The organism is Methylobacterium sp. J-001, assembly GCF_022829565.1.
In the GTDB taxonomy this organism is placed as follows: Bacteria; Pseudomonadota; Alphaproteobacteria; order Rhizobiales; family Beijerinckiaceae; genus Methylobacterium.
Window position 1 is genome coordinate 24,370 of the sequence record NZ_JAKSYN010000026.1, and the last position, 12,788, is coordinate 37,157.

Sequence of the window (12,788 nt, forward strand, 5' to 3'; positions counted from 1 at the left end):
CATGTCCGGAAGCATCACCGCGGTCACCGCCCCGCGCGTCGCCACTGCTCGAGCGCATGTGCCTGTCCCTCCCTGGCGGGTCCTTGCGGCCGGTATCGTCTGGCTCGCGTTCGCCGGGCTGACGCTGGCACTGCCGGAGACCGGCGACTTCCCAAGGACGGCCGCCTTCGCGCACGGCGCCGCGGTCATTGGTCTGGGTCTGCTGCCGTTGGGGCTGCTCGGTGCCAGGCTCGGCAGGTTCGGGGCGCGGCTGCAGCACTGGAGCCCGTGGCTCTCGGCACTGGCCATCGCCCTGTTGGCCTGGGAGGTCGTCACGGCGAAATTCGACCTCTTGCCGATGCCGTTCTTTCCGCCGCCCCAGGCCATCCTCGAGGTGTTTTTGGACGATTGGCCGAGACTCGGCGGCAGCACGCTGAACTCGCTGATCCTGCTGGCCGGCGGCTACGCCATCGGGGCAGGGTTCGGCTTCGTGCTCGGCGTCGCCATCGGGACCTCCAAGGCTGTGGGCTACTGGGCGCATCCGGTTCTGCGCTTCGTCGGCCCGCTCCCGGCGACGGCGTGGCTGCCGCTAGCCTTCTTCGTCTTTCCGACCTCGTGGTCGGCGAGCACCTTTCTGGTCGCGCTGGCCACAGGCTTCCCTGTTACCGTGTTGACTTGGTCCGGGGTGGCCGGCGTCAACAAAGCCTATTTCGACGTGGCGCGGACGCTGGGCGCCTCGCCCAGCTTCCTCGTCCTAAGGGTGGCGATCCCGGCGGCGTTGCCGCACGTCTTCGTCGGCCTGTTCATGGGGCTCGGCGGCTCCTTCGCGGTGCTGGTGGTGGCCGAGATGCTCGGCGTGAAGTCGGGCCTCGGCTGGTACCTGCAATGGGGTCAGGGCTGGGCAGCCTACGCGAACATGTACGCGGCGCTGATCGTGATGGCCCTGATGTGCTCGTCGCTGATCACCTTGCTGTTCCGCCTGCGCGATCGCCTGCTCGCCTGGCAGAAGGGGCTGGTGCAATGGTAGCCGCAACGCTGCAGCGACATACGGACCAGGCTCGCGGTGCAAGCCTGCACGCGGAGGCCGTCAGCCACGCCTTCGATATCCGCGGCGCGCCTTTGCCGGTGCTCGACCAAGTCAGTGTCACTGTCGCGCCAGGCGGGTTCGTCGCGCTGCTCGGCCCTTCGGGCTGCGGAAAATCCACCTTGCTGCGGCTGGTGGCCGGGCTGGAGCCTCCGGACCAGGGTGTCATTACCGTGGGTGGTCAATTGGTCGAAGGGCCGGACCCATCCCGGCTGCTCGTCTTCCAGGATCCGACCCTCTACCCATGGCGGACTGTACGCGGAAACGTGGCGCTGGGGCTTGAAGCCCAGGGCGTCGGCCGGGCGGATCGCGCGGCGCGCATCGATCGGGCACTAGGGCTCGTCGGGCTGTCCGCTTTCGCGGACGCCTATCCGCACCAGCTCTCTGGCGGCATGGCGCAAAGAGCGGCTCTGGCCCGGGCGCTGGTCAACGAGCCGCGCCTGCTGCTCCTCGACGAACCGCTGGGCTAGCTCGACGCGCTAACCCGGCTGGCGATGCAAGCGGAGATCCTGCGGCTCTGGCAGGAGAAGCGCTTCACCGCAGTCCTCGTCACCCACGACGTCGAGGAAGCTTTGATCCTGGCCGAGCGGGTGATCGTGCTCAGTGACCGTCCGGCCGCGATCCGAGCCGAGTTGCCAGTCGAGGCCCCCTATCCACGTCACCGGGATGATCCTGACCTCGTTCGGCTGCGTCGGACGATCCTGGAGATTCTCGGTCAGGTTACCTGATCGCGCGGGCAATTGCGGTGCGCGGTCAAGCGACCCTCACGTTCTGGGCCGCGCGCCGTGACCGCGTGCGTAAACGCCTTCCACACGCTTCGCCGAGACCAGGTTCCGTCCATGCATCGCTCACGCCGATCCCTCCTGGCTGCCGGCTTCGTCCTGATCTGGGGGACTAGCCTGTTCGCTCCTGCGGCCCGGGCCGAGGATCCGAAGGAGATCCGCCTGGACTGGGCAACCTACAATCCCGTCGGTCTACTTCTGAAGGAGAAAGGTTTCCTTGAAGAGGCCCTCAAGCCGAAGGGTATCCGGGTGCGCTGGGTCCAATCGCTCGGCTCCAACAAGGCGCTCGAATTCCTGAATGCCGGCGCGATCGATATCGGCTCGGCCGCGGGCGCGGCTGCGCTGGTCGCGCGGATCAACGGGAACCCGCTTAGAGCCGTCTACGCCTTCTCGCGCCCGGAGTGGACGGCGTTGGTCACCCGCAAGGACACCGGCATCGCTAAGCCCGCCGACTTGAGGGGCAAGCGTATCGCCGTCACCCGCGGTACCGATCCGCATATCTTCCTCATCCGCGCGCTTCAGCGCGCAGGCCTGACGGAGAAGGACGCAAAGCTCGTCCTGCTCCAGCATCCGGACGGGCGCACGGCCCTTGACCGGGGCGATGTCGATGCCTGGGCCGGCTTGGATCCCTTGATGGCGGCGGCCGAGATCGAGAATGGCGATGTCCTGTTCTACCGTGACCCGGCGGCCAACACCTGGGGTCTGCTCGGTGTGCGTGAGGACTTCGCGAACGCCCACCCCGATCTCGTCCGGACAGTGATCGCAGCCTACGAGCGGGCGCGCGCCTACGCGCTGGCGAACCCGCAGGCCCTCTCGGCGGCGCTGGTCGCCGCGACCAAGCTGCCCGAACCTGTGATCGCTCGCCAGCTCCAGCGCACCGACCTATCAAAGCCGATGATCGGGCCGGCACAGGCCGAGTCCATCGAGGCGGCCGGCCTCGCTCTTCAGCAGGCCGGCGTGATCCCCGCCGGTACGGATGTCACTGCGGCGGTGCGCGGTTTGCTCGATTCCGGCTTCAACCCCGTCGCCGCACGTTGACGGCCGGGGCTCTGATGCAGCAGGGCGGCCGTGTCGGCCTCGGGCTCGTCCTTCCGCTCGCCCTGGCGATCGGCTGGGAGATCGCGATCGATACCGGCTTGGTCTCCGGCCGGCTGCTGCCGCCACCGAGCCGAATCGGCGCGACGCTGTTGGACCTCGCGGCCTCGGGGGACCTGCTGATGCATGTCCAGGCGACCTTGATCCGGGTCGGACTCGGCTTCCTCTGGGGAGCCGCTGTGGGGATCCTGGCGGGTGGGCTCGTGGCGACGCTTCCGACTCTGCGCTGGCTGCTCGATCCAAGCCTGCAGGCTTTGCGAGCTGTGCCGTCGCTGGCCTGGGTTCCACTCTTCATCCTATGGTTCGGAATCCTCGAGACGCCGAAGGTGCTGCTGATCGCCGTAGGGGTCTTCTTCCCGGTCTATGTCGGGGTCTCGGGGGCGATCGCCTCGGTGGACCGGAAGCTTATCGAAGTCGGACGTATCTTCCAGCTGTCGCGTTTTGGCCTCGCCAGGCGGATCCTGCTGCCCGCGGTGCTGCTTGCGACGCTGGTCGGGTTGCGCCCGGAACTCGGCCTCGGCTTCCTGTTCGTTGTGGCGGCAGAGCTGATGGGCGCTTCGGAGGGGCTCGGTTACCTTCTGGTTGATGGCCAGCAATTCGGCAAACCGGACCAGATCGTCGCCGCAATCATCGCTTTCGCAGCGGCGGGGAAGCTGGCCGACTTGGTCCTGATGACGCTGACGCGGCCCTTGACGCGCTGGCAGGATACGGAACGGGAGAGCCTGTGACGGGCGAGACCCTGCACCACGCGCCCGGCCCATCACTACAATCGCTCACATAAGAAATCCCCGTGCTTATCGTCGATGACCTTTCCAAAACCTACGCGGATGGCACGCAAGCCCTGGCCGGGATCAACCTCTCGGTGCACCCGGGGGAGATCGTTGCGCTCGTCGGCGGCTCGGGCTGCGGAAAGACGACACCGCTGCGCCTCATCGCGGGACTCGACCAAGCGAGCGTCGGATGCGTGCAGGTCGACGGCGAGACGATCCGCGAGCCGCATCCGGATGTCGGCGTCGTCTTCCAGGAAGCGCGACTCCTGCCCTGGCTTGATGTCGCGGACAATGTCGGCTTCGGCCTTGCCGGGCTTACCGGATCCGAGCGTCGGGGCCGGGTCGTCGGGGCACTGGAACGGATCGGTCTGGCGGAGCATGCCGACCGCTGGCCGCGCGAGCTGTCCGGTGGGCAGCAGCAGCGGGTCGCCATCGCCCGGGCATTCGTGACCAATCCGCGCGTGTTGCTGTTGGACGAACCATTCTCCGCGTTGGATGCCTTCACCCGCAGGGATCTGCACGATCAGCTCCTGAACCTGTGGGGCGAGGCGAAGCCGACGATCCTGCTTGTGACCCACGATGTCGGTGAGGCCGTGACGCTGGCTGACCGGGTGGTGGTGATGCGCCCGCGGCCGGGCCGCCTCGACGAAACCATCGTTATCGGGCCGGCCCGCCCACGTGATCCCGTTGCGGCTCATCATGAGAATGCGGTCCGCCGCGTGATGGCTGCCCTCGACCGCTCTTTGCGTCCGGCCGCAGCCCATCAGCCGCTTGCCCCTGAGGACCGTGCTACGTGGTGGTAGATCCTCTCCCTACGTCCTCACTCTGCTCCCATCCCGGATGACACGATGCCTGCCTCTCGCCGAAACCTGATCGCCGGCCTTGCCGCCGCAGCCCTCGTGCCGCTGCCCCGCACAGCCCGGGCAGCCACGACGCTGCGCATCGGCTACCAGCGTTCCTCGACGCTCATCGCGCTGCTGCGCCAGAACGGCAACCTGGAGAAGGCGCTGGCACCGCTCGGGACCGGCTTGTCCTGGCACGAATTCACGAGTGGGCTTCCGATCATGGAAGCTCTCAATGCCGGGCAGATCGACGTTTCGGCCGACGTGGCCGACACGGTGCCGATCTTCGCGCAGGCGGCGGGCGCTCGGATCACCTACATCGCTCAGGAAGCCCCCTCCCCGGACGCGCAGGCCATCCTGGTGCCCGAGAGCTCGCCCGCCAAGACGGTTGCGGATCTGCGCGGCCGGCGCGTCGCCGTCACCAAAGGCGCGGGCAGCCATTACCTGCTGCTGGCTGCCCTCTCGGAAGCCGGCATGACCTTCAAGGACATCACCCCAGCCTACCTGACGCCTGCCGATGGCCGGGCTGCGCTCACAAGCGGCGGTGTCGAGGCCTGGGTCGCCTGGGACCCGTTCCTGTCCGCCGCCCGGCAGCAATCCGGTGCGCGGGTTCTGCGCGATGGTGCCGGCCTGTCCCTGTACAAACGCTACTATCTTGCGGCCGATCCTTACGTGGCCGCCAACAGCCCGGTGCTGGCCGTCCTGTTCAGCCAGCTGGCCGAAACCGGCGCTTGGGTGAAGGCGCAGCCGGACGAAGCGGCTTCAAGCCTGGCGCCGCTCTGGAAAATCGAGCCCGAGGTGATCCGGCGGGCGAACGCGCACCGCAGCTACCACGTAGAGCCGGTCACCCGGGCCGGCCTCTCCGAGCAGCAGAAGATTGCCGACGCCTTCCGGACCGAAGGCCTCCTGCCCCGGCCGGTGGACGCATCCGCACTCCCGATCTGGGCGCCGCCGGTGCGTTGACCCGCTAGGCGCGCGGCACGCCCAGAACCCTCCGGCTCTCCTCCGCAAGCACCGCGTGGCGCACCGCTTCCGGACCGACGGTGGGCGTCTCCTGGGCGGCCTTCGCGATGATCGCCTTGAAGCGCTTCTTGTCCCAGGACCGGGAGCGCAGGCTCTTCAGCACGGCGTCGAGCACGACCCGCACGGCGAGCGACCGCTGCCGCTCCCGCGCGAGTTCGGCGGCCAGCAGCGGATCGCGGAACTGCGCGGCACCGAGCGGCACGACAAGGACCGCGTTCTCCGCCATGGCCGGATCGCCATCGTCGGCGACCGTCAAACCATCGGGGGGCTTTCGGCGGTTCAGGATCTTCGTCGCCTCGTTCAGCAGGATGTGGTGCTGGATCGGGGCCAGGGCATTCGCCGGGACGTCGTGACCCGCCAGCGCGATCTGTTGCTGAAAGCGTCGACGGTTCAGACCGAGTAAGCCCAGGCTGGCCTGCACGGCCGAGAGAACCCTGCGTAGGGCCTGCGTGCGGTACTCGGATCTCAGAAGCTGATCGCGCAGGAGAGCCGCGGATTCACCCAGCGGCCCGTCCGGCAATTGGCGCGCCTGATCAGCCAGCTCCACGATCACCCGCTGCATCAGGACGGTGCGTTCGCTCCGGGCCTCTTCAGCTGCGAGCCGCGGCGCGCCCTTCCGAAGCCAGACGAAAAATTCCGTGGCGTACCGTTCCTGAAGGTCCTCGACCCTCAGGTCGAGATAGCCGAGCAAAGACAATTCCAGGATCATCAAGCTGAAGCTCGACGGTACGAACACCCAGGCGTGGGCGTCGGTATAATCCGGACGCTGCGCGGCGGCGTGCCATTGCGGCGCGTCGGTGATCGGATTGACCGGCTCGGCCAATTGGATGTCGCTGGCGTCCCAGGCCCCGATCCCACCTGGCTTCAAGGCCATGTTGAGAGCGTAGTCGATATGCGTCCGCAGGGTGTGCCGGTCGCGTCGCTCCAAGAAGGCCGTGATCGCTTCGGCAGTCGCCGACAGCGGTCGGTAGAAGTCGAAGCACTTGCGCTTGTCCGGGACGGCTAGGATCACGACGCCGTTTGGTTTCAGCAGCGTCTGCGCAGCACGCAGGAACGTTACGATGTCGGTCGTGTGCTCGATGACGTGGCTGGCGATGAACGCGTCGAACGTTCCATGCTGATCGCTCGGGATAGCGTCGGCGAGGGAACCGCCGGTCCAGACGATGTCGACCTCCTCAATCCGGTCGATCGCCTGGTCATGATATTTCGCGATCAATTCATCACGCGAAGCGTGATCGACCACTATCGTGGTCCAACCGTCACGTTTAGGGGCAAGGGGATTGAAGCTCGGGCCGATCTCAATGATCCGCGCATCTTTATTCAAAGATCGTAGAAGTTGCGGCGCTCGCTCCATATCCAGCTTAGCTCCTAATTAGCGTCCCGCCGCGTACGATGGGGGCGGATTATCAAATGCCGTGTCGAAGGGAAATGTCGGTGGAGAAAAGGCCTCTCGCCGTGGTCACCATGGCGTTCAACGAGAAAACGATGTTGCCGCTCTGGCTAAGGCATTACGACCGGCAGGTCGGAGCCGAGAACTGCTATGTTCTCGATCATGGATCCGTCGACGGCTCAACCATTGGGATCAACGCGAACCTGATTCGGCTGCCGCGAACGCCCCTCGACGAATGGGAGCGCGTGAATACGATCCGCGATTTCTGTGCGTCTTTGTTCATCGGATTCAAGTGCGTGCTCTTCGCCGATGCGGATGAGTTGATCGTCGTCGATCCGGATGTGGCGCCATCGCTGTCGCATTACATCGCGGCGCGCGATGTGCCGCCGATCCTCGACCTGTTCGGCTCCGATGTCCGCCACGTCGAGGGTGAGGCGCCGATCGATCTTCAACGCCTCGTATCGCTACAGAGAGCCTACGTCCGCCCAATATCGACCCTCTGCAAAGCAACACTGATCTCGAAGCGTACGGACTGGCATATCGGCTTCCACTGCGTGGTCCACGATCATCGGCCAAAATTCGACGACCTGTTCCTGTTCCACCTGGCCCATTGTGACAACGACATCTTGTTCGAGCGCCAGAAGAAGCGCAACGCCGCCGCACCGGTCGGAATCCCGGACTCGCATCACGCCATCGAGCCGACGACGTTTCTGGATCATATGAAGTCGGATATTACCGGACTTACGCGGACACGCATTCAGTTGCGCCGTGGTGAAGATCTTTTCGAAACAACGAAGAGGATATTCGCCGATGCAATCGAGCGCAAGAGTTGGGCCCAGGCGCCGAATCTGTGGCACTTGCCAGACCGCTTCGTCGGAACGTTCTAACCGACGGAGACGCGCTCGAAGCCAGCCCTTACAGGTGCCGCGGTCGACCACAGGGGCTCTCAGGCGAAGCGGCCGAATTGACGGCTCTGCGGGAGGTGCGTAGCAGCATGCCCGTCACGACCGGTTGCTCCAGCCGGTCGAGATGGCCCGTGTGTCATGTTTCTCGACGTTGCGCGGGAGAAACCGCATTTCCGATCTGCGCGTTCAGGAAAAGCCGCATGCTCCGAAGCTCCGGCCCGAGCGCGTTGCGAATCTCGCCCACGCCGCCCTGATCGATGAATTGGAAACTTGGCCAAAGCCCGGGCTGGTTAGCCCCGTCGATTCCGGCAGCCATCTCGACATGGATGCCGAAACCCTGCGTCGCAGCGCAGCGGCGATCCGGCCGTACTTCGCTGACCTCTTCGCCGCTGGCGAACGCGGCGAGGACATGGATGGACTCCGCGCCATCGGATTGAGGGCCGAGGCGGCCATGTTGGCGGCGACGGGCGGCGTCAACGCGCATCGCGGCGCCATCTTCTCGCTGGGTCTGATCTCTGCCGCCGCGGGCGCGGCCGGACAGTTTTGCGCCTCTGCCGATGCGTGGGCCGAGGCCGTCGGCTGCCTATGGGGCGGTGCCATCGCTCGGGCGCCCACCTCGATGGAGAGCCATGGTGGTCGAGCGGCGCGCCGCTACGGTGTTGGGGGGGCCCGTGCGGAAGCTGCCGCAGGCTTTCCCACCGTCCGGGCCGTGGGCCTGCCGGCGTTGCGCTTCGGTCGGGCCCGGGCGCCGGACGATCCCGAGGCCGCACGAGTACACTGCTTCTTCGCGCTGCTGGCCGTCGTCGACGACACGAACCTGCTCCACCGCGGCGGGGCTGATGGGCTGGATTGGGCGCGGGCTGCGGCGGCCGATTTCCTCAAGGCCGGCGGGATCGCGACGCCGGATTGGCGGGACCGTGCCATCGCAATCCATCGCAACTTCGTGGCAGCGCGCCTGAGCCCTGGCGGTTGTGCCGACCTGCTCGCCACGACGCTGTTCCTTGAAGCACTGTCTCACGCCGCGTGATCCGCACCGTTCGGCCGCATGGGAACAGGCGTGACCGCTTCCTACATCGGACCCGTCTTCCGTCACGCCCCGGCCAATCTCGTGTCCCTGATCAGGTTCGCGCTTCTCGCGCTCGTCATCCTTTTCCTTGTGCCGATTGCTGTCTCAGCAACCCGGTACTGGCTGCGTGCGGACGGCGACTGGCGCTCAGCCGACCGTTCCAGCGCCGGCCTCCTTCCGCCGGCCGAGACCAATCCCGGGGCCGTGGTCCGAATCTACTCCGCCCGCACGGTGAGCTGGCGCGGTATCGTCGCGACCCATAGCTGGATCGTCATCAAGGGTAGCGGAGAGCGCCGCTACCGCCGCTTCGACTACACGGCCTGGGGCCAGCCGATCTGGATCGACCGCTTCGTGCCGGACGGGCGCTGGTTCGGGAACGCACCCGAGACCGTGTTCGCCGCGGACGGCCCAGAAGCGGAGATGATGCTTCCGCGGATTCGCAAGGCCGTAGCCGAGTACCGCTATGCCCGCCCCGGGGATTACGTGGTCTGGCCGGGACCGAACTCGAACACGTTCGTCGCTGCCGTGATGGCAGCGGTGCCGGAGATGCGGGCCAGCCTCCCGGCCACGGCGATCGGCAAGGACTTTCCCTACGATGGGCGCTGGATCGGGCGGACGCCCTCGGGCACAGGAATTCGGATCAATCTCGGCGGTTACGTCGGCCTCACGTTCGCCTGGGTCGAAGGCTTGGAGCTGAACCTGCTCGGCGGTGTCGCCGGAATCGACTTCCGCCGCCCCGGAATCAAGCTGCCAGCGATCGGACGTTTGGGAATCTGAAACCTTCGGCGAAGATCGTGCTGTCTGTCCGCAACAGCTACTCAGGTGCCTGTCGCACTTGGCCCGGTAGCTGAGCGAAACGGCCGTGAACGTCATTACCCGCAGAGCGGGTACGATCGACCGGCTTGCCACGCCGACCATGATACGGACGGGCCAAGCGGAGACATCCTCTGCAGCGATCAACGCGAATTTCAGTGCAGGGCTGCCATTTCATATCCTTGCCGCCGCCCGACGTCAGCCGGCGACTCGGATTGGGATGATCGGCGCGAACTGCAATCAGCATAAAATGACTAGCCTGCCCACCGTGGACTCAATGGCCGATGTGGCCGTCTATCCATAAGTGCCAATGCAGGGTGAGTGAGTTCTCCCAGACGATCTTGAGGGGCTGCCGACATACGGCGGCCGGTATTCCATCACCGGACGCGCGAGCCATCGGGAGACGCGTTCATGGCACCAGACCCCGATGGGGCTGACACCGCGATGACGGAGAGGCTTGCGTGTATCTCAGCAGCCCTGGGCGTATCGGTGTCGGTCGTCTTCGGTCCTGGTTCCGGTTCGCGATCGACCCATGGTTCTGAGGTCGAGGCGGAGTCCTATCTTCTCAATCCCGTCGAAGCCCATTTGCGGCAGGCGCCACCCGAAGAGCGCAGCTGCTTCCTGGCGTCGGTCGAAGCGCTGCTGCACAGCCAATCGCGATAGCAAGCCCCGGATCGGTCCGCCTCAATTGCCGTTGCGGGCCATGCGGGTGCGCATGGGCGTCTCGGCAAGGCTCGGCAGCGGATCCTGGGTGCCGGCCACGACCACGAGGCGCTGGACTTCGCCGCGCAGGAACGCTTGCAGGAACCGATCGTAGTCGCGGAACGAGACGCAACCGTTCGAATCGCCGCGCGGGCCGAGCATGAAGGTATGCGCCAACAGGCCGTCGCGACCGTAGACAGCCTCAGGGCCACCGACCGGTGTGAGGCGGATCGCTCGTACACCGTGGAACAGCTGCTCCCGCTCCTTGAGGTCGTAGGTGCCGGGCGGCGTCGGGCCGCGCATCCGCACGTTGACGAGGCGCGGCTCGTCGAAACCCTCGCCGAGGCCGGAATGCGCTTCCAGGCGCTCACCGCTCGGCAGCGTCACCACGCGGGCCGCGATGTTGTAGACCGCCGTCCCGGCCGTCGGACGCGCATCCTTGGGAGCGAGCGGCGGCGAGATGCGGCGCTGCGGCACGAGATCCGCGGGCCGAGTCTCAAGGGCGGCATAGGCGAGCGCGGGGGCGCGCTCGACACCGAACAGCTTCTCAAGGAACGAGCGGTCGTCCTCCCGGGGCGGGATCGCGACGGGCGGAAGCTCGCGACGCGCGATCCGCCGGTCGGCCCTGCGCGCCGGGTCAGGACCGCGCGTGGATCGAAATTCGGGAGGACGCGGAATTGGGAGGGGCACGGTCATCGCCGCGCGCGGCGGCTCGGCATCAGGGGTCGGCGTTGCGTCCGCGATCGATGGCAGCGACGGCAGCTCGACCTGCGTCCAGGCCCAGCGGGACAAGGGACCGCCTGTGGCATCGCGCCAGGCTTCGGTCGCCGAAGGCTCAGGGTTCGCCGCCAGGGGGGCAGCCTCAGACCGTGATTCGGCATTCGCGACGTCGCGATCCGGGATGACCAGTGTGGAGGCCGGTGGGCGTCCCGAATGCGGCCAGCCGCTCCCGAGTGCGGCCAGAGCCACGGCAGCGGTCAGGACGGCCAACGGGGCTGCGCAGGAACGGCGGCCGATCCGGGTGGTGGAGCCGTCCAGGGGCAAGGTGTCGATAGCCATGCGGGCGCCCATGCTCTCGTCGCGGAGCGGACGCCTGCCGGATCATCGTCGCCGCGGCTCGGACAAGCCGACAGCGCCTCTCGATGAGCCGGCCGGCCCCGCTGAGCTGAAACAGCGGGGTCGGGCCGGCTTTTCTGGGGCATCGGCGTGGTCGATCACGGGCCGATCAAGACCATTTTGGGGCGGATAAAGATTTCGCGCTCCAATTCTGAAGCGCGTCCGCCCGCGAATAGACTTCAATCGTTGTCGATCTGCTTGCCCAGCAGGGCAATCGCCTTCTCGTAGACCGGTGCGGCGTTCCAACCCTGGATCGCGACGAAGTTCGGCTCGCCGGGCTGGTAGCCGGCTCCGGGGCGCCAGCCATGCGCCTTCAGAAAGTTCGCGGTCGAGGACAGGGCGGCACCGACATTGTTCAAGTCGCCGGTGCCGTAGGCAAGCACGTTCTTCGGCAGGAACTGCGTGTGGCCGACTTCCCCGTGAGCCGCGCCGCGGGTGCTCGGCGAGAGCAGGCCGCGATCGACCAGGGTGAGGGCCGCATAGAGCTGATCCGTAAAGTATTCGGAGCGGCGGCAATCATACGCCAGGGTCGCCACCGCCGAGAGGGTGTTGACGTTGCCACGGACCGCACCGAAGCCTGTCTCCATGCCCCAGATCGCCAGCAGCGGGCCCGGGGGGACGCCGTAGCGCTGCTCGATCGACTCGAACAGGGCGGCGTTGGTGCGCTTGAGCTGACGCCCCTTCGCCACGATGGTCGGGCCGCCCCGCTTGGCCAGGAACTGATCCAGCGACAGCTTGAAGCTGCGCTGGCCGCGATCGGCCGAGATCGTGGCGGTGGAGTAACTCGTGCTTTCGAGGGCGGCCAAGCTCGATGCGCTGGCTTTGCCACGCGCCTCCTGCGCGAAGTCCCGCTTCCAGGCTTCGAACCCAGCTGCCGTGTTGCCGCATTGCGCGGCCTCCGCCTGCCCGGCCATTCCGGCGAGCCCGGCCATTGCCGCCACAGCCAGGGTCATACGCCGCATTTGTTCGATCACGCGAAACACTCCTTCGGCGCTAGGCCGCGCCATGGTCTTCAACCGAGTACCGGGGAACATCTCGTCGACAACGGGGCGAGATGATGTCGGACAAACCGTCCGCCGGCATTGTGGTATTCGGATCATAACGCAAGCCCGCAGGACCGCTGAGACGTCCGGGCCTGTGGTTTCTCATCATCGTGAACAAGATGGCTGCTCGCCGGCGATCGGCACCTCCCGAACTGTGGCGGTGCCGATGGCGCCGTTT

At 66.5% G+C, this 12,788-nt stretch carries 11 protein-coding genes and 1 pseudogene; 9 read left to right on the forward strand and 3 right to left on the reverse strand.

The window, feature by feature from the left end:
* Position 1 precedes the first annotated feature (1 nt).
* The 6 genes and pseudogenes from MKK65_RS01195 to MKK65_RS01220 all read left to right on the forward strand — a co-directional run bounded on the left by MKK65_RS01195 (position 2) and on the right by MKK65_RS01220 (position 5,515).
* Complete coding sequence (locus MKK65_RS01195; protein WP_243954603.1) at positions 2–1,006, forward strand: ABC transporter permease; 1,005 nt, start codon at positions 2–4, stop codon at positions 1,004–1,006.
* Positions 1,000–1,791, forward strand: a pseudogene (locus MKK65_RS01200) (ABC transporter ATP-binding protein). Before MKK65_RS01195 ends, MKK65_RS01200 begins: the two are co-directional and overlap by 7 nt.
* A gap of 111 nt (positions 1,792–1,902) precedes the next feature.
* Positions 1,903–2,883, forward strand: a complete 981-nt coding sequence (locus tag MKK65_RS01205) for an aliphatic sulfonate ABC transporter substrate-binding protein (protein ID WP_243954605.1) — start codon at positions 1,903–1,905, stop codon at positions 2,881–2,883.
* 14 nt (positions 2,884–2,897) lie between these two features.
* The gene (locus tag MKK65_RS01210) at positions 2,898–3,668 is read left to right on the forward strand and encodes an ABC transporter permease (RefSeq protein ID WP_243954607.1); all 771 of its coding nucleotides are present in this window, start codon (positions 2,898–2,900) and stop codon (positions 3,666–3,668) included.
* Between the two features lie 62 nt (positions 3,669–3,730).
* On the forward strand, positions 3,731–4,513 hold the full coding sequence (locus MKK65_RS01215; protein ID WP_243954609.1) for an ABC transporter ATP-binding protein: 783 nt from the start codon (positions 3,731–3,733) through the stop codon (positions 4,511–4,513).
* A gap of 45 nt (positions 4,514–4,558) precedes the next feature.
* Positions 4,559–5,515 carry an aliphatic sulfonate ABC transporter substrate-binding protein gene (locus tag MKK65_RS01220; RefSeq protein WP_243954611.1) on the forward strand — a complete coding sequence of 319 codons (957 nt, stop codon included), beginning with the start codon at positions 4,559–4,561 and terminating at the stop codon, positions 5,513–5,515.
* Between the two features lie 4 nt (positions 5,516–5,519).
* Here the strand turns inward: MKK65_RS01220 and MKK65_RS01225 are convergent, their stop codons facing one another.
* Positions 5,520–6,929 carry a class I SAM-dependent methyltransferase gene (locus MKK65_RS01225; RefSeq protein ID WP_243954613.1) on the reverse strand — a complete coding sequence of 470 codons (1,410 nt, stop codon included), beginning with the start codon at positions 6,927–6,929 and terminating at the stop codon, positions 5,520–5,522.
* A gap of 74 nt (positions 6,930–7,003) precedes the next feature.
* On the opposite strand from MKK65_RS01225, the gene MKK65_RS01230 reads away from it, so the two are divergent.
* The 3 genes from MKK65_RS01230 (at position 7,004) to MKK65_RS01240 (ending at position 9,713) form a co-directional block, all read left to right on the forward strand.
* Positions 7,004–7,852 carry a glycosyltransferase family 2 protein gene (locus MKK65_RS01230; protein ID WP_243954615.1) on the forward strand — a complete coding sequence of 283 codons (849 nt, stop codon included), beginning with the start codon at positions 7,004–7,006 and terminating at the stop codon, positions 7,850–7,852.
* Between the two features lie 124 nt (positions 7,853–7,976).
* Positions 7,977–8,897 carry a triphosphoribosyl-dephospho-CoA synthase MdcB gene (mdcB, locus tag MKK65_RS01235; protein ID WP_243954617.1) on the forward strand — a complete coding sequence of 307 codons (921 nt, stop codon included), beginning with the start codon at positions 7,977–7,979 and terminating at the stop codon, positions 8,895–8,897.
* A gap of 81 nt (positions 8,898–8,978) precedes the next feature.
* Complete coding sequence (locus MKK65_RS01240) at positions 8,979–9,713, forward strand: DUF3750 domain-containing protein (RefSeq protein WP_243954675.1); 735 nt, start codon at positions 8,979–8,981, stop codon at positions 9,711–9,713.
* A gap of 720 nt (positions 9,714–10,433) precedes the next feature.
* Here MKK65_RS01240 and MKK65_RS01245 read toward each other — a convergent pair.
* On the reverse strand, positions 10,434–11,510 hold the full coding sequence (locus MKK65_RS01245; protein ID WP_243954619.1) for a tlde1 domain-containing protein: 1,077 nt from the start codon (positions 11,508–11,510) through the stop codon (positions 10,434–10,436).
* Positions 11,511–11,746: 236 nt separating this feature from the next.
* Complete coding sequence (locus MKK65_RS01250; RefSeq protein WP_243954677.1) at positions 11,747–12,529, reverse strand: lytic transglycosylase domain-containing protein; 783 nt, start codon at positions 12,527–12,529, stop codon at positions 11,747–11,749.
* Positions 12,530–12,788: the final 259 nt, after the last annotated feature.